The 15,489-nt window shown below is 68.0% G+C and carries 18 protein-coding genes; 8 read left to right on the forward strand and 10 right to left on the reverse strand.

Features of this window, described 5'->3' with window-relative positions; translation table 11 throughout:
* Positions 1-39: 39 nt before the first annotated feature.
* Positions 40-564, reverse strand: a complete 525-nt coding sequence (locus tag MSZK_RS07350) for a mycothiol transferase (protein ID WP_142389893.1) — start codon at positions 562-564, stop codon at positions 40-42.
* Positions 565-574: 10 nt separating this feature from the next.
* Complete coding sequence (locus MSZK_RS07355; protein WP_099246514.1) at positions 575-952, reverse strand: VOC family protein; 378 nt, start codon at positions 950-952, stop codon at positions 575-577.
* A gap of 35 nt (positions 953-987) precedes the next feature.
* On the opposite strand from MSZK_RS07355, the gene MSZK_RS07360 reads away from it, so the two are divergent.
* Both MSZK_RS07360 and MSZK_RS07365 read left to right on the forward strand, forming a co-directional pair.
* The gene (locus tag MSZK_RS07360) at positions 988-2,712 is read left to right on the forward strand and encodes an amidohydrolase family protein (protein WP_099246345.1); all 1,725 of its coding nucleotides are present in this window, start codon (positions 988-990) and stop codon (positions 2,710-2,712) included.
* Positions 2,709-3,269 (forward strand): carboxymuconolactone decarboxylase family protein, encoded by a 561-nt coding sequence (locus MSZK_RS07365; protein ID WP_099246347.1) that lies wholly within the window; start codon positions 2,709-2,711, stop codon positions 3,267-3,269. The genes MSZK_RS07360 and MSZK_RS07365 overlap by 4 nt, the downstream gene beginning before the upstream one ends.
* On the opposite strand, the gene MSZK_RS07370 is transcribed toward MSZK_RS07365, so the two are convergent.
* A complete protein-coding gene (locus MSZK_RS07370) occupies positions 3,258-4,082 on the reverse strand; it encodes an SDR family oxidoreductase (protein ID WP_099246349.1) in 825 nt (274 codons plus the stop codon). The two genes, MSZK_RS07365 and MSZK_RS07370, sit on opposite strands and share 12 nt — an antisense overlap.
* Positions 4,083-4,146: 64 nt before the next feature.
* Here MSZK_RS07370 and MSZK_RS07375 point away from each other — a divergent pair, with 64 nt between their 5' ends.
* The gene (locus MSZK_RS07375) at positions 4,147-4,515 is read left to right on the forward strand and encodes a hypothetical protein (RefSeq protein WP_099246351.1); all 369 of its coding nucleotides are present in this window, start codon (positions 4,147-4,149) and stop codon (positions 4,513-4,515) included.
* Positions 4,516-4,585: 70 nt separating this feature from the next.
* Here the strand turns inward: MSZK_RS07375 and MSZK_RS07380 are convergent, their stop codons facing one another.
* From MSZK_RS07380 to MSZK_RS07395, 3 genes are all read right to left on the reverse strand, one after another.
* Positions 4,586-5,419, reverse strand: coding sequence for a DUF559 domain-containing protein (locus MSZK_RS07380; RefSeq protein ID WP_233211158.1), 834 nt, complete (start codon positions 5,417-5,419; stop codon positions 4,586-4,588).
* Positions 5,420-5,558: 139 nt separating this feature from the next.
* Positions 5,559-7,184 carry a chaperonin GroEL gene (gene groL / locus MSZK_RS07385; protein ID WP_099246355.1) on the reverse strand — a complete coding sequence of 542 codons (1,626 nt, stop codon included), beginning with the start codon at positions 7,182-7,184 and terminating at the stop codon, positions 5,559-5,561.
* 181 nt (positions 7,185-7,365) lie between these two features.
* The gene (locus MSZK_RS07395; protein WP_099246357.1) at positions 7,366-7,923 is read right to left on the reverse strand and encodes a TetR/AcrR family transcriptional regulator; all 558 of its coding nucleotides are present in this window, start codon (positions 7,921-7,923) and stop codon (positions 7,366-7,368) included.
* A 101-nt stretch (positions 7,924-8,024) separates the two neighbouring features.
* Between MSZK_RS07395 and MSZK_RS07400 the strand changes: the two genes are divergently transcribed.
* The 3 genes from MSZK_RS07400 to MSZK_RS07410 are packed head-to-tail and all read left to right on the forward strand — an operon-like array spanning position 8,025 to position 11,213.
* The gene (locus MSZK_RS07400; protein WP_099246359.1) at positions 8,025-8,933 is read left to right on the forward strand and encodes an SDR family NAD(P)-dependent oxidoreductase; all 909 of its coding nucleotides are present in this window, start codon (positions 8,025-8,027) and stop codon (positions 8,931-8,933) included.
* Positions 8,934-8,950: 17 nt separating this feature from the next.
* Positions 8,951-9,472 carry a cupin domain-containing protein gene (locus tag MSZK_RS07405; RefSeq protein ID WP_099246361.1) on the forward strand — a complete coding sequence of 174 codons (522 nt, stop codon included), beginning with the start codon at positions 8,951-8,953 and terminating at the stop codon, positions 9,470-9,472.
* Between the two features lie 43 nt (positions 9,473-9,515).
* Complete coding sequence (locus tag MSZK_RS07410; RefSeq protein WP_099246363.1) at positions 9,516-11,213, forward strand: DEAD/DEAH box helicase; 1,698 nt, start codon at positions 9,516-9,518, stop codon at positions 11,211-11,213.
* On the opposite strand, the gene MSZK_RS07415 is transcribed toward MSZK_RS07410, so the two are convergent.
* The 4 genes from MSZK_RS07415 to MSZK_RS07430 all read right to left on the reverse strand — a co-directional run bounded on the left by MSZK_RS07415 (position 11,197) and on the right by MSZK_RS07430 (position 13,299).
* The gene (locus tag MSZK_RS07415; protein WP_099246365.1) at positions 11,197-11,679 is read right to left on the reverse strand and encodes a polyketide cyclase; all 483 of its coding nucleotides are present in this window, start codon (positions 11,677-11,679) and stop codon (positions 11,197-11,199) included. The genes MSZK_RS07410 and MSZK_RS07415 overlap by 17 nt on opposite strands.
* A 194-nt stretch (positions 11,680-11,873) precedes the next feature.
* On the reverse strand, positions 11,874-12,197 hold the full coding sequence (locus MSZK_RS07420) for a type II toxin-antitoxin system PemK/MazF family toxin (protein WP_099246367.1): 324 nt from the start codon (positions 12,195-12,197) through the stop codon (positions 11,874-11,876).
* Positions 12,194-12,427, reverse strand: a complete 234-nt coding sequence (locus tag MSZK_RS07425; protein WP_099246369.1) for a YlcI/YnfO family protein — start codon at positions 12,425-12,427, stop codon at positions 12,194-12,196. Before MSZK_RS07425 ends, MSZK_RS07420 begins: the two co-directional genes overlap by 4 nt.
* Positions 12,428-12,483: 56 nt before the next feature.
* Positions 12,484-13,299, reverse strand: coding sequence for an HAD-IIA family hydrolase (locus MSZK_RS07430; RefSeq protein ID WP_099246372.1), 816 nt, complete (start codon positions 13,297-13,299; stop codon positions 12,484-12,486).
* Between the two features lie 58 nt (positions 13,300-13,357).
* Between MSZK_RS07430 and MSZK_RS07435 the strand changes: the two genes are divergently transcribed.
* Together MSZK_RS07435 and glp are read left to right on the forward strand one after the other, a co-directional pair.
* Positions 13,358-14,278, forward strand: coding sequence for an SDR family NAD(P)-dependent oxidoreductase (locus MSZK_RS07435; protein ID WP_099246374.1), 921 nt, complete (start codon positions 13,358-13,360; stop codon positions 14,276-14,278).
* A complete protein-coding gene (glp, locus tag MSZK_RS07440; RefSeq protein WP_099246376.1) occupies positions 14,278-15,480 on the forward strand; it encodes a gephyrin-like molybdotransferase Glp in 1,203 nt (400 codons plus the stop codon). The genes MSZK_RS07435 and glp overlap by 1 nt, the downstream gene beginning before the upstream one ends.
* Positions 15,481-15,489: the final 9 nt, after the last annotated feature.

Raw genomic sequence — 15,489 nt, forward strand, 5'->3', positions numbered from 1 at the left:
CCGCCGCGATCAGCGGCCACCACCGGATCGCGGTCGTCCTCAGCGGGCGATCCCCCGCACGTAGGCCGCCTGACCGAGATGCTGGGCGCAGTCGTCGATGATGCTGACCAACCGGATACTCACCGTCACCGGCGGATCCCAGTTCGTGTCGATCACCCGGGCGAGCTCGTCGGTGGTCACGCTGGCAACGTATTCCAGGGTGGCCTTGTGCACGGCGTGGTAGTAGCCGGCCAGCAGATCGGCGGGGGCGCGGACCTTGCCCACCTCCTCGGGGGTGTGCCCGTAGCCGTGCGCGTCGCGGGGCAGGTCGAGACCGAAACGATCCACCCAGCCCCCGGCGAACCACACCTGATCGGTGCCGGCGATGTCGGCGAGCTGGGCGTCCTGGACGCGCGCGCTGTGCCAGACCAACCAGGCGATGCTGTTGGCGGTCGAGGTCGGCCGGAAGAACGAGACCTCGTCGGTCAGGTCGTCGGTGAGGTCGTTGACGTGTTCGATGATGCGGATGAAGGAATCCCGCAGCAGTTCGCGGGAGGCGGTGGCATCGGACAGTGAGTCGGTCATGGGCCCGACGCTACGCGCCGTGAAAAACCGCCTCGACGTTGTTGCCGTCGGGATCGCGGACGAAGGCGCCGTAGTAGCCGGGATGGTATTCCGGCCACAACCGCGGAGCGTGCAGCGATTCGGCGCCGAGGGCCAAGGCCGTGTGGAAGAACGCCTGCACCGATTCGGGGTCCTTGGCCTCAAACGCGATATGCACCTCACGGTTGGGTCCGGACGCCTCCCCGGCTGAAGCGTCGGCGATCCAGAACGCCGGCTTGCCCTCGACGCCGTAGCCGATGGCCGGGCCGAAATCCATCACCCGGTGGTAGCCCAGGACGTGCAGGACCTTGTCGTAGAACTCTTGGGATTTCGCATAGTCGTGGCAGTTGATTCCGAAGTGATCGATCACAGCCTCCATCCTGACAGCCGACGTAATCTGTGCCCATGAGCTACGACCTGGTCATTCGCAACGGCACCATCCTCGACGGTCTGGGCGGCGAGCCTTATGTCGGTGACGTCGCCATCTCCGACGGCATCATCGCCGAGGTCGGCACCGTCACCGAGAACGGCGCTCGCGAGATCGACGCCACCGGACTGCTCGTCACCCCCGGCTTCGTCGACCTGCACACCCACTACGACGGACAGGCCATCTGGTCAGATCGGATGACCCCGTCGTCGGCCCATGGTGTGACCACCGCGGTGATGGGAAACTGCGGTGTCGGATTCGCACCGTGCCGCCCGGAGGACCATGACGTACTCGTCGATGTCATGGCCGGTGTCGAGGACATCCCCGGTGTGGTGATGGTCGACGGCCTGCCGTGGACCTGGGAGACCTTCCCGGAGTTTCTCGACGCGCTGGAGTCGCGACGGCGCGACATCGACGTGGCCGCATTCCTGCCCCACTCACCGCTTCGGGTGTACGTGATGGGTCAGCGTGGCGTCGATCGTGAGCTGCCCACGCCGGAGGATCTGGCGATGATGCGCAAGCTCGCTGCCGAGGCGGTGCACGCCGGCGCGCTGGGCTTCGCCTCGTCGCGACTCACGTTGCACAAAACCTCCGGAGGACAGCCGATTCCGAGCTACGAAGCGCAGTACGAGGAAATCGAGGCGATCGCCCGTGGCGTCGACGACGCCGGCGGCGGTCTGCTGCAGTTCGTGCCGGATCTGATGGCCGGAGACTACGAGGGAGCGCTCAGCGCGGTGTTCGACGTCGGCTCCGAAGTCGGACTGCCGGTGACGTTCACCCTGGCGATCGGCAACGCCGGCCCGCCGATCCACCTCGATGCGTTGCGGATGGTCGAGAAGGCCAACGCCAACGGCGGTGACGTCACGGGACAGATTTTCCCGCGGCCGATCGGGCTGGTTCTCGGTTTGGACCTTTCCGGCAACCCGTTCGTGATGTATCCGGCCTACCGGGAGATCGCCGACCTACCCTTGCCCGCGCGCGTCGCCGAGATGCGCAAGCCCGAGGTTCGCGAGCGCATCCTGAACGACAAGCCTGCCGGCGACGGGCATCCGCTGATGTTCGCCGCTCAGGCGTGGGACTACATGTACCCGCTCGGCGATCCGCCGAACTACGAACCGTCGCCCGAGGATTCGATCGGCGCACGGGCTCGCGCTCGCGGCGTGAACCCCCTCGAGGAAGCCTACGACCGCCTTCTCGACGACGACGGTCACGCCATGCTGCTGGTCACGCTGGCCAACTTCCGCGACAACTCCCTGGATACGGTGGCGGAACTGATCCAGCGCGACGATGTCGTCCTGGGCCTCGGCGACGGTGGTGCCCACTACGGAATGATCTGCGACGCAAGCTTTCCCACCTACATGCTGACGCACTGGGTACGGGATCGGTCATCGGGCCGATTGTCGGTGCAACGGGTGATCCAGGAGCTCACATCGGTGCCTGCCCGCATCGCGGGACTGGCCGACCGCGGTCGGCTCGCCGTGGGCTACAAAGGTGACGTCAACGTGATCGACGCCGACGCGCTGCGGCTGCACCGGCCGACCGTCAAGTCCGACCTGCCCGCCGGGGGGCGGCGACTCGACCAAACCGCCGACGGCTACGTGGCCACGATCGTCTCCGGCGAGGTGATCGCGGAGAACGGGGTGCCGACCGCGGCGCGGCCGGGCAAGCTGGTCCGGGGACGTCAACCGGCACCCGCCAGGTGAGCCGCGTTCCACCGCTGGCGCCGCCGTGGAGTGACTCCGACGCCGCCGACATCGGCAGCTGGGGTCACCCCGACCGGACGTACGAGCCGCTGCTGCTGGTGCGATGCCTCCAGCGCCATCCCGACATGGCGCGCAAGCTGCGCAAGCTGGGCGAATCGCTCTACCTCGACACCCGGCTGCCGGCGCGGACCCGCACGATCGCGATCCTGCGCATCTGCGGACTGCTGCGCTGCGCTTACGAGTGGGGCGGGCAGGCCGCGTTCTGGGGACCGATCGCCGGGGTGTCCGGCGACGAGGCCGACGCACTCGCCGTCGGTGACGCCACCGACCCGCGGTGGAGTGACGCCGAACGCACGCTCATCGTCGCCGTCGACGAAATCGAGCGCACCGGATCGTGGTCGGCGCAGACCTGGGCGGCGCTCGGTGCCGGCCTCGACGACGAGCAGCGGATGGAACTGCTGATCGCCGTCGGCTGGTATCGCACGGTGTGCACGCTGTGTAACGGTCTCGACCTTCCGGTCGAAGGCTGGATGCGGCCGTGGCCGTCAGTTGCGTGATGCGTCTCGCTTGAGCGCGGGGTGGCTCTTGCTCAGCAGCGGTAGCAGCACACGGTGCGGCAGCGCCTGAAAGAGCCGGGTGCTGATCACGTTCTGGATACCGGCGATGACGTCACCCTTGTCGCTGTCGAGCGCATCGATGCCGATCTTGGCGACGGTGCGCGACGGCATCCACATGAACTTCGGGAAGGCGTCGGCGAACGCGCGTTCGTCCATCCCTGCCGCGCTCAGGAATTCGGTGCGTACCGGGCCGGGGTGCAGAACCGCCGCGGTGACGCCGGTGCCGGCAAGCTCGCCGCGCAGCCCGGCGGTGAAGCTGCGGACGAAGGCCTTGGTGGCGGCGTAGCCGGCCTGGCCGGGGAACGGTTGAAAACCAGCAGTCGATCCGACGTTGAGGATCGCGCCGCGGCCGCGCGGCACCATCTGCTGCACAGCGCGTGCGGTGAGATCGATGACCGCTTCGACGTTGACGCGTACCTGAGCGATCTCGTCGGCGACCGGTGCGGTGGCGACCGCACCGACCACACCGATGCCGGCGTTGTTGACCAGGATGTCGACGGTCAGGCCGCGCCGCTCGACCTCGTCGAAGAGGGCAGCGCGGGCGTCGGCATCGGCGACATCACACGCGATGACCTCGACGCGGACCTTGTCTTGCAGTTCGGTGGCCAGTTCTCTGAGCTTGTCCTCGCGGCGGGCGACCAACGTGACCCCGTGCCCGCGGGCGGCGAGTTCACGGGCGAGGTCGGCGCCGATGCCCGAGGAGGCCCCGGTGACGACGGCGGTGGACTCAGGAGACGGCGGCGGCAGCGGCATTTGGTTGGCAACCCTATGGCACAGCGCCGGTATTCCCTCGATGGCTTGGGGTTATCGTCGGCCCATGAGCGTCAAGGTGGATCTCGATCAGCTCGCCGGCACGCTGGCCGATTATCCGTTCGGCTATCTGATCACCGTGAGCGACGAGCACCGCGCGCACACCGTCGCGGTAGACCCCCGGCTCGTCGGGGGCGTACTCGACGTCGGCTCGGTGGGCAACAGCACCCGCCGCAACGCGCTGGCCCACTCCGACGTGACGGTGCTGTGGCCCCCTCGCGAACCGGGCGGGTACAGCCTCATCGTGGACGGGCACGCCGATTTCCACGGCGACGCGCTGCGGGTGATTCCGCAGCGGGCGGTGCTGCACCGGCCTGCCGTGCCGGGCGTGGCCACGGCATCTGGCTGCGGCGACGACTGCGTTCCGCTGGGGTGACCGACGCCTCGAACGTGTGCCCTATGCACGCAAATCGCCGAAAAACCGTGCACAAGGCCCACACTCGGCGCTAAATCGCGCATCCCGCCGCGCGCAATTTCGTTGCTACCCGTTCGACGATGACATTCGGTCGCTTCATCATTTCGGCGCTGATTCGCACAACCACCCAACCCGCAGCTTCCAACTGCGCAATCCGCTCCAGGTCCCACGCCCGCTGCCGGCCATCAGTCCAATGTTGAACACCGTCGTATTCGACGGCGACCTTCCATTCCCGCCAGCCCATGTCCACGCGAATATGTAGATCTCGGAATTCGATCTGTGTCTCCGGCCGCGGTAGGCCGGCCTGAACCAGTAGCAGTCGTAACCTGCTCTCTTGCGGCGATTCGGCGCCGCCGTCCACCAACGGCAGTGTCGAGCGCAGTCGGGACACGCCCCTAGCGCGAGGGTGCCTTTCGGCAATCGCCTCCACCGCGGCGTACTTCAGCCCAGTAGCGTTCATCAATGCGTCGAGGACGGGAATGGTCTGGACTAACTGACCGCGACGGCCGATATCGAAGGCGGTGCGCGCCGCCGTCGTCACCGGCATGCTTGCGGTCAGGCACGTCTCGTCGGACTCAAGGTCCCACGTGTGCACGACTATGCCGCGGGCGGCATGCCGGTCGGCACGAATAATTTCCGCCGGGGCCAAGGGATCTATCCACTTCGTGCCGAACGCAGCTGCGGCGGATAGTCCACACAATGTGGCTCCGGTAGCCAGGTGTGCAGCCCGCGCTCGCAATTGAGCGGTCAGTTCGACGTCGCGGGATAGGTAGACATCGCGATAGACCGCTTTGTATCCACGCGCCAGCGCTCTTCTGGTGATCTCACCGCGGCGCACCGCAGCACTTCCGATAAATGGTTGCACCTCGACACGATCACTGCCTCTCTCTCGACTGTGGGTGCTGTGCACGCGATTTCGCCAAATTCTGTGCATAAAGCCCACACTCGGGACAAACGAAAAAGCCCGGCTCGCGAAGCGAGCCGGGCTTTCCCGTTGGACAGACTTAGAAGTCCATACCGCCCATGCCACCGGTCGGGTCGCCCGCGGGTGCGGCGGCCTTCTCCGGCTTGTCGGCGACGACGGCCTCGGTGGTGAGGAACAGCGCCGCGATGGACGCCGCGTTCTGCAGCGCCGAGCGGGTGACCTTCACCGGATCGGCGACGCCGGCCTTGAGCAGGTCCTCGTACTCACCGGTGGCGGCGTTGAGGCCGGTTCCCGACGGCGAGTTGGTGACCTTCTCGGCGACAACGCCGGGCTCCAGGCCCGCGTTGAAGGCGATCTGCTTCAGCGGAGCCGACAGCGCAACCTTGACGATGTTGGCACCGGTGGCCTCGTCACCGGACAGCGACAGCTCGTCCAGGGCCGGAGCCGACTGCAGCAGAGCCACGCCACCACCGGCGACGATGCCCTCCTCGACGGCGGCCTTGGCGTTGCGCACGGCATCTTCGATGCGGTGCTTGCGCTCCTTGAGCTCCACCTCGGTGGCAGCGCCGGCCTTGATCACCGCAACACCGCCGGCCAGCTTGGCCAGGCGCTCCTGCAGCTTCTCGCGGTCGTAGTCGGAGTCGCTGTTCTCGATCTCGGCACGGATCTGGGCCACCCGGCCGGCGATGGCGTCGGAGTCACCGGCGCCCTCGACGATGGTGGTCTCGTCCTTGGTGACGACGATCTTGCGAGCCTGGCCCAGCAGGGAGATGTCAGCGGTCTCGAGCGAGAGGCCGACCTCCTCGCTGATGACCTGGCCGCCGGTCAGGATCGCGATGTCCTGCAGCATGGCCTTCCGGCGGTCACCGAAGCCCGGGGCCTTGACGGCGACGGACTTGAAGGTGCCACGGATCTTGTTGACCACCAGGGTCGACAGGGCCTCGCCCTCGACGTCCTCGGCGATGATCAGCAGCGGCTTGCCCGACTGAATGACCTTCTCCAGCAAGGGAAGCAGGTCCTTGACGGTCGAGACCTTCGACGACACCAGCAGGATGTAGGGGTCCTCGAGGACCGCTTCCTGACGCTCGGCGTCGGTCACGAAGTAACCCGAGATGTAGCCCTTGTCGAAGCGCATACCCTCGGTGAGCTCCAGCTGCAGGCCGAAGGTGTTGGACTCCTCGACGGTGATGACACCCTCGTTGCCGACCTTGTCCATGGCCTCCGCGATCAGGTCACCGATGGTCTGGTCGCCCGCGGAGATTCCGGCGGTGGCAGCGATCTGGTCCTTGGTCTCGACCTCCTTGGCGCTCTTGAGGAGCGTCTCGGTGATCTTCTCGACGGCCTTCTCGATGCCGCGCTTCAGGCCAAGCGGGTTGGCGCCGGCAGCGACGTTGCGCAGACCTTCGCGAACCAGAGCCTGAGCCAGAACGGTGGCGGTGGTGGTGCCGTCGCCAGCGACGTCATCCGTCTTCTTGGCAACTTCCTTGACCAGCTCAGCGCCGATCTTCTCGTACGGGTCCTCCAGCTCGATCTCCTTGGCGATGGACACACCATCGTTGGTGATCGTGGGGGCGCCCCACTTCTTCTCGAGGACGACGTTGCGACCCTTGGGGCCCAGCGTCACCTTTACCGCGTCGGCGAGGGCGTTCAGGCCCCGCTCGAGGCCGCGGCGAGCCTCTTCGTCGTAAGCAATGATCTTGGACATTGCGAAGTGAATCCTCCGGTTGGGGGTTACACGTCTCTTGGCCGGACGCAGTGCCCGCGACGGACGACCGTAGGTGTGTACGACTTCGGTCTCACCGTCCCGACCTAGCACTCACTGGTCGTGAGTGCCAACCACCTTTTTAGCACTCGCCCATGGTGAGTGCAAGATCAATCACAGCCGTTCACCCGGCGCGTAAACCGGCCACGACGACGTTGGTGATCCGATCGGCCACGTCTTCTCCGTAGGTCTGGCCGCTCTTGCAGACGACCAGAAGCGCCTTGAGTTCGGCGACGCCGACATCGGTGCGGGCGGTGCCGGCCTGCTGCGCCGCCGCCAGCATCTCGCCCAGCAGGCCGAGGAACTCCGCCTCGGCACCCGGAGCAGCCGTGTCGAGGTCGATCCCGTAACCGGCCAGTGCCTCGACCATCCCGTGGTCGGCGGCACCCGTGCGCGCGGTCTCCCGCATGAAGTCGAACAGCGCGGTGGCCGGTTCGGCGGCCAGCAATTCCCGGCCGCGTGCCACGACGAGCCGGATCCGCTCGCCGATGACCGCCTCGAACAGTGCTTCCTTGGTCGGAAAGTGGCGATAGACCGTGCCCGCGCCGACGCCTGCCCGGCGGGCGATCTCGTCGATCGGCACGCCGAGCCCTTGCTCGGCGAACACCTCGTAGGCCACCTGCAGCACCCGGGCCCGGTTGCGCGCCGCATCGGCTCGCAGCGGCCGACAGCTCAGAGCCACCTCGCATCCCTTCCCGCGTTGACAAAGCGGGGCGCACGTTCCGTATAGTCGAAGAAACCGGGGCGCGCGCTCCGTTTATCCATCGTAATCGAGGAGACGCCGTGCCCCACCCAAGCCCACACTGGACCACTGCCGACATCCCGGATCAATCCGGCCGCACGGCCGTGATCACCGGGGCCAACACCGGGCTGGGCTACGAGACCGCGCGGGGTCTTGCGGCCCGCGGAGCCCGGGTGGTGCTCGCCGTCCGCAACCTCGACAAGGGCAAGGCCGCCGCGGACCTCATCGTCCGGCGCTACCCCGGCGCCGACGTCACCGTGCAAGAACTCGACCTCACCTCGCTGGCGTCCATCCGCGGCGCCGCCGAGCAGCTGCGCGCCACCTACGACAGCATCGACCTGCTGATCAACAACGCGGGCGTGATGATGACGCCGAAGCAGACCACCGCCGACGGCTTCGAGCTGCAGTTCGGCACCAACCATCTGGGCCACTTCGCCCTCACCGGCCTGCTGCTGGACCGCGTGCTGGCGGCCAAGGGTTCGCGGATCGTCTCGGTCAGCAGCAACGGCCACCGCATGGGCCGCATCCGATTCGACGACCTGCAGTCCGAGCGCCGCTACAGCCGGACCGGCGCCTACGGCCAGTCCAAGCTGGCCAACCTGCTGTTCACCTACGAACTGCAGCGCCGGCTGGCCGGCACCGACACCATCGCCACCGCGGCGCACCCCGGCAGCTCGGCCACCGAACTGGGCCGCAACCTGCCGCGGATCGTCGAGTGGGGATTCGGCCTCACGGTGCAGAGCTCCGAGATGGGTGCACTGCCGACGCTGCGCGCCGCCACCGACCCGAGCGCGCCGGGCGGCCAGTACTACGGACCCGGCGGGTTCCTGCAGATGCGCGGCTACCCCAAGGCCGTCCGGTCCAACGGCCGCTCGCACGACATCGCCGCGCAGCGGCGGCTGTGGGCGGTGTCCGAGGAACTGACCGGGGTGGTGTACCCGCTCGGCTGAGCGGCAGACTGGAGGCCATGTCGCTGCTGCACGTGCCGCCCTATCCCCCGCCGCGCTACGACGGCGACGGCGAGGTCAGCGCCACCCTGCGCAAGGGCGACACCCCGGCCGACTTCCAGTCGTGGAGAGTCAGCTACACCTACCTGGCCACCGAGCGGTCCACCGGCGGGGAGTTCGGCCTGTACCGGGTGGACCTGGGGCCGCAGGCCGGTGGACCCGGCCCGCATTTCCACAAGGCCATGTCCGAATCGTTCTTCGTGCTGTCCGGGCAGGTTCGGCTCTTCGACGGCCGGGACTGGACCGTCGGCGACCAGGGCGACTACCTCTACGTCCCGCCCGGGGGCCTGCACGGCTTCGGCAACGTGTCCGACGAACCGGCGTCGCTGCTGATGCTGTTCACGCCGGGCGCGCCCCGCGAGTTCTATTTCGAGGGTCTGCCCCGCCTCGGTGAGCTGTCCGAGGAGCAGCGCACCGAGTTCTTCCACCGCAACGACAACTTCTTCCCCGAACCGCCCGTCGACAAAGATGCGTATCCGTAATCCGTTGCGCTAAGGTTCTTCTCGACCGAGAGGAGTCCCAGGGGTGCGGGCAGTTGATGCGCCCAGCACCCAGGCATTGCGGGGCTGGCAACGGCGGGCGTTGGTGAAGTATCTGGCCGCCAAGCCGCGTGATTTTCTGGCCGTCGCGACCCCGGGCGCCGGTAAGACCACCTTCGCCCTGCGGATCGTGGCCGAGCTTCTCGCCGAGGGCACCGTCGAGACCATCACGATCGTCGTCCCGACCGAGCATCTCAAGATCCAGTGGGCGCAGGCCGCGGCACGGCACGGGATCGCGCTGGATCCCAAGTTCTCCAACTCGAACTCGCAGACCTCGGCGGAGTACCACGGCGTGGTCGTCACCTACGCCCAGGTGGCCAGCCACCCCACCCGCCACCGGGTCCGCACCGAGAACCGCAAGACCCTGGTCGTGTTCGACGAGATCCACCACGGCGGCGACGCCAAGACGTGGGGCGACGCCATGCGGGAGGCGTTCGACGACGCGACGCGGCGCCTCGCCCTGACCGGGACACCGTTCCGCAGCGACGACAGCGCGATCCCGTTCGTGAACTACGAAGTCGGTCCGGACGGCTTCGCCCGCTCCCAGGCCGACCACACCTACGGCTATTCCGACGCGCTGGCCGACGGCGTCGTGCGACCGGTGATGTTCATGGCCTACTCCGGCGAGGCCCGCTGGCGCGACAGCGCCGGCGAAGAGCACGCCGCGCGCCTGGGCGAACCGTTGACCGCCGAGCAGACCGCCCGGGCCTGGAAGACCGCGCTCAACCCGGCCGGTGAATGGATGCCCGCGGTGATCGCGGCGGCCGACACCCGGCTGCGCGGCCTTCGCGAACACGTGCCCGACGCCGGCGGCATGATCATCGCCTCCGATCAGACCGCCGCCCGCGCCTACGCCGACCTGCTGCGCAAGATCACCGGTGAAGCGCCCACCGTCGTCCTCTCCGACGACAAGGGCGCCTCGGAGCGCATCTCGCAGTTCTCGGCGAGCACGTCGCGCTGGCTGGTGGCCGTGCGCATGGTCTCCGAAGGTGTCGACGTGCCCCGCCTGGCGGTCGGTGTCTACGCCACCAGCGCGTCGACGCCGCTGTTCTTCGCCCAGGCAATCGGCCGGTTCGTGCGCTCCCGGCGACCGGGCGAGACGGCCTGCATCTTCCTGCCGTCGGTGCCCAACCTGCTGATGCTGGCCAGCGAGATGGAAGCCCAGCGCAACCACGTGCTCGGCAAGCCGCACCGGGAGAACCTCGACGACGACCCCCTCGAGGCGGAGCTGGCCAAGCAGAAGCGCGACGAGCCCGACGAGGGCGAGAACAAGATTGAATACCTCGGCGCCGACGCCGAGCTGGATCAGGTGATCTTCGACGGCTCGTCGTTCGGGACGGCGACACCGGCCGGCAGCGAGGAAGAGGCCGACTACCTCGGCATCCCCGGCCTGCTCGACGCCGAATCGATGCGAGACCTGTTGCGGCGCAGGCAAGAAGAGCAACTCACCAAGCGCACCGCCAGCGGTGAGGCACCGCGGCTGACCACTCATGGCCAGCTGCGGGACCTGCGCCGCGAGCTCAACGCCCTGGTGTCACTGGCGCACCACCGCACCGGCAAGACGCACGGCCAGATCCACAACGAACTGCGCCGGGTCTGCGGCGGGCCGCCGGTGGCGGCGGCCACCAGCGATCAGCTCAAGGCCCGCATCGAAGCGGTTCGCGGCCTCACGTCATCGACCTGACGTCGGCCAGCGTGCCCAGGTTGGCCAGCGAGTTGTCCAGATGGGACACCGGGAACGCCGGGAAGGGGATGTTCTCCCGGATCTCCGGCGGCACCTTGGACCAGTCGTAGGTCAGCGTCACCCGGGTCTGGTCGGCGGCCACCGGCTCCAGGTCGTAACGCCAGGTCCAGCCGCCGAGTTCCAGGCTGCCGTCCTGCGCCAGCCCGCCCGGTGCCCAGGCGATGACGCGATCGGGTTCGAGCGCGACGACCTGGTTGGCCATCTCGTAGTGCTTGTCGGGGTGGCCCTCGTGATACATGGCGACCCGGAAGACCTGCCCGACGTGGCGCAGCGGCTGCGGGTCCACCGGGTCGCGGACCCAGCCGGTGCCGTCGATGTCCTTATGGGTGGTCGGGTCGGCGAGCACGCCGAACACGGCGGCGGCCGGTGCGTGGAGGACGGCGGTGACAATCAGAATTTCGGTCATGCTCTGGCTGACCGCCGCGGCCGGGAAAACTCATCGCTAGAGCCCGCCGTGGCTGCACGGCTGGCGATGACATCGTGAGGATCCGAGCTTGTCATCCCTGAACTGTTGCAGACCAACAACTTTCAATCGCCGGTGTCAGCGGACTGCAGGGGTGAACCGTCGACAACGTCCCGGCTAGCGCAAGTTGGGCCCTGTCAATCCGCGAGCAACGGAATATCGAGGTCGTAGGTCAGCACGATTGCGGTTGCCAGTCGCCTTTCCTGCGCCTCGGAGAGATAGCCGACCGTTTTCCCGAGCAGCGCCCGCGGGATCGTCACCACATTGTCCACTGATATGGCCCCCGCCTGGTCCAGACCGTTCTCCGGGCCGACGGGCACTTCACTACTGAGGCCCTTCACCGTCGACGTGATCGGGGCAACCGTCACCTTGGTCATCGCCGGCCGGGCGATTGCCCGCGTCAAGACAGCAACCGGCCGGGTCTTATCAAGTTTGGCCAGACAGATCTCCCGCCCGCTCATTCCTTGACACCGATATTGGCCACGGTCCATTCGACCAGGCTGTCGAGGTCGTCATCTGTTCCGACTCGACGAAGGGTCTCGGCATCACTCGCAGCTGCCAAGCGACGCAATTCGCGTTCAAGGGCCGCTTCTACCAGGGACGCGCGACTACGCGCGCGGCCCGAGGCGACAAGCCGGTCCAGCTCAGCGACCAATGAATCGGCCAAGCGAATCGCGATCTGAGTGCTCATGTACCAAATCTACCACGTGCATCCCAATTCGGGATGCACGTGGTAGACGCATACACCTACAGCCCGAGCAGCCCCGGCAGTCCGGCGACCGAATCGATGACATGGCTGGGCTGCATCGCGAATTCGTCTGCCGCCCAACGGTCCAGCGTGTCCTGGCGGAACTTGCCGGTGCGCACCAGCACCCCGGTCATGCCGACCACCTGGGCGGCGAGCACATCGTTGTTGAGGTCGTCGCCGACCATGTACATCTCGTCGGGGTCGACACCGAGCCGAGCGGCCGAGGCCAAGAACCCCGCCGGCGCGGGCTTGCCGACGGCCGTGGCCTTACGCCCGGAGGTCTCCTCCATGCCGATCAGGTACATTCCGGTGTCGATCCGCAGCCCCTCGGTGGTGGTCCACGCCGTGCTGCGGTGCATGGCCACCACCGGGATCCCCTGGGCCATCCATTCGTAGACCCGGCTCAACGTGCGGTGGCTGTATTCCGGCCCCGCCCCGCCGAGCAGGATGACGTCGGGGACCTCGGGATCGATGCCGTCGTCGTAGACCACAGAGTCGATGATGTCGATGCCCGGCATGTCGTCGGTGATCTGGCCGTTGTTGACCAGGAAGCACCGCGCGTCCGGATAGTTGGCGCGCACGTAGTCGGCGGTCAACGCCGCGGCGGTGATCACCTCGTCGGGACGCACCTCGATACCGGCCTGCGACAGCGCCGCGGCGATCTGCTGGCGGGTGCGGGTGGTGGTGTTGGTCAGATAGGAGCAGGCGATCTGGTGGTCGGCCAGCACCGCGAGCGCCTCGGCCGCACCGGGGATCGGCTTCCACGAGGTCACCAAGACGCCGTCAATGTCGAACAGCACCCCGCCGATAGCCATACCGCGACAGTAAACGGCCACCGGTCGGACGCAACTTGGGCCGACGTATCGTCGTCGCATGAGCAGCAAGTGGACCGAAGCGAACGTCCCCGATCAGCACGGCCGCGTCGCGATCGTCACGGGCTCCAACACCGGCCTGGGCTTCGACACTGCGCGCGTGCTGGCCGAGCGCGGCGCCCGGGTGGTGATGGCGGTCCGCGACACCGCCAAGGGCGATGCCGCCGCAGCGCAGATCCGGCGCGCCGTCCCGAGTGCCGACGTCGCGGTGCACCGACTCGATCTCGGCTCGCTGGCTTCGGTGCGCGAGGCCGCCGCCGAGCTCGGCAACAGCTACCCGCGCGTCGACCTTCTGATCAACAACGCCGGGGTGATGTACCCACCCAAACAAACCACCGCCGACGGTTTCGAGCTGCAGTTCGGCACCAACCATCTGGGTCATTTCGCGCTGACCGGGCTGCTGCTGCCCAACCTGCTGCCGGTCGACGGGTCGCGGGTGGTGGTGGTCGCCAGCATCGCGCACGACATCCGGGCCAGGATCGACTTCGACGACCTGCAGTGGGAACGCCGCCGCTACGAACGCGTCGCCTCCTACGGGCAGTCGAAATTGGCCAACCTGATGTTCGCCTATGAATTGCAGCGCCGGCTGGCCGCCGCGAACGCGAAAACCATTGCGGTGGCTGCCCATCCGGGTGTGTCGAACACCGAGCTGACCCGCCACGTGCCCGGCGCGTCGCTGCCCGGAGTCAAGATGCTCGCCGGTCTGGTGCTCAACAGCCCGGAGCTGGGTGCCCTGCCGACATTGCGCGCGGCGACCGACCCCGCTGTCGTCGGCGGCCAGTACTACGGTCCGGACGGGTTCCGCGAGATCCGCGGCTATCCGAAACTGGTGCAGTCCAGCCGCCAGTCGCACGACCGGGCCGTGCAGCAGCGGCTGTGGGCGGTGTCCGAGGAGCTCACCGGCGTGAGCTTCGACATCTGATGCGCACCGTCGCCGAACACCAGCGCGTCGTCGCCGAACTGATCGCTGCCCGCCCGGCGACGGCGGTAGGCCTGACCGAGGCCGAAGGGCTGGCGCTGGCCGCCGACGTGACCGCACCGCTGTCCCTGCCGGTGTTCGACAACTCCGCGATGGACGGTTACGCAGTCCGCGCCGACGACGTCGCCGGAGCTGACAGCGCACCGGTGAGACTTCCTGTCGCCGAAGACATTCCGGCGGGCCGAACCGACCCGCTCACGCTGGCTCCGGGCACCGCGCACCGGATCATGACCGGGGCGCCGCTGCCGGCGGGTGCGACGGCGGTGGTGCCGGTCGAGGCCACCGACGCCGGTGTCGAAACCGTCGAGATCCGCGCGGCTGCCAAGGCCGGCCAGCACATCCGCCGCGCAGGCGAGGACGTGACCGCGGGGACGACGGTGCTGCAGACCGGTCACCTGGTCACCCCGGCCGCACTCGGCCTGGCCGCCGCACTCGGACTGGGGTCGCTGACGGTGCGGCCGCGCCAGCGGGTGCTGGTGATGTCGACGGGCACCGAACTGGTCTCGGCCGGCACCGAACTCAAGCCCGGCCAGATCTACGAGTCCAACGCCATCATGGTGGCCGCCGCGGTCCGCGAGGCGGGCGGCGACGTGGTGGCCACCCCGACGTCCAGTGATGACGTCGCCCAGTTCAGCTCGGTGCTCGAAGGCTATGCCGGGCAGGCCGACCTGATCATCACCACCGGCGGCGTCAGCGCCGGTGCGTACGAGGTGGTCAAGGACGCCTTCGGCGCAGGCTCCGGTGGTGGCGTCGAGTTCGTCAAGGTCGCCATGCAGCCCGGGATGCCGCAGGGCGCGGGCCTCATCAATGGGTGCCCGATCGTCACGCTGCCCGGCAACCCGGTGAGCGCGCTGGTGTCCTTCGAGGTGTTCGTCCGGCCGGCCCTGCGGGCGGCGATGGGCCTGCCGCACCCGCACCGGCCGCGGCGCACCGCGGTGCTGGCCGACGGGCTCACCTCGCCGAAGGGCAAGCGTCAGTTCCGCCGCGGGGTCTACGACGCGGCGGCGGGCACGGTGACCACCTACGGGCCGCCGGCGTCGCATCATCTGCGCTGGCTGGCCTCGGCGAATTGCCTGCTGGAGATCGCCGAAGACGTCACCGAGATGGCCGCAGGCGAGCAGGTCCAACTGTGGGACCTGTCCTAGCGCGGCCGG

The sequence above is a fragment of the Mycobacterium sp. shizuoka-1 genome, from assembly GCF_002723835.1.
Taxonomy (GTDB): domain Bacteria; phylum Actinomycetota; class Actinomycetes; order Mycobacteriales; family Mycobacteriaceae; genus Mycobacterium.

Bases quoted from the DNA above. Each gene is read 5' to 3' on its own strand.
- MSZK_RS07405 (WP_099246361.1), top strand. From the start codon at position 8,951: ATGTCGCTGCTGCACGTGCCGCCCTATCCCCCGCCGCGCTACGACGGC.
- MSZK_RS07415 (WP_099246365.1), bottom strand. From the start codon at position 11,679: ATGACCGAAATTCTGATTGTCACCGCCGTCCTCCACGCACCGGCCGCC.
- MSZK_RS07430 (WP_099246372.1), bottom strand. From the start codon at position 13,299: ATGGCTATCGGCGGGGTGCTGTTCGACATTGACGGCGTCTTGGTGACC.
- MSZK_RS07420 (WP_099246367.1), bottom strand. From the start codon at position 12,197: ATGAGCGGGCGGGAGATCTGTCTGGCCAAACTTGATAAGACCCGGCCG.
- MSZK_RS07370 (WP_099246349.1), bottom strand. From the start codon at position 4,082: ATGCCGCTGCCGCCGCCGTCTCCTGAGTCCACCGCCGTCGTCACCGGG.
- MSZK_RS07425 (WP_099246369.1), bottom strand. From the start codon at position 12,427: ATGAGCACTCAGATCGCGATTCGCTTGGCCGATTCATTGGTCGCTGAG.
- MSZK_RS07375 (WP_099246351.1), top strand. From the start codon at position 4,147: ATGAGCGTCAAGGTGGATCTCGATCAGCTCGCCGGCACGCTGGCCGAT.
- MSZK_RS07360 (WP_099246345.1), top strand. From the start codon at position 988: ATGAGCTACGACCTGGTCATTCGCAACGGCACCATCCTCGACGGTCTG.
- glp (WP_099246376.1), top strand. From the start codon at position 14,278: ATGCGCACCGTCGCCGAACACCAGCGCGTCGTCGCCGAACTGATCGCT.
- MSZK_RS07435 (WP_099246374.1), top strand. From the start codon at position 13,358: ATGAGCAGCAAGTGGACCGAAGCGAACGTCCCCGATCAGCACGGCCGC.
- MSZK_RS07350 (WP_142389893.1), bottom strand. From the start codon at position 564: ATGACCGACTCACTGTCCGATGCCACCGCCTCCCGCGAACTGCTGCGG.
- groL (WP_099246355.1), bottom strand. From the start codon at position 7,184: ATGTCCAAGATCATTGCTTACGACGAAGAGGCTCGCCGCGGCCTCGAG.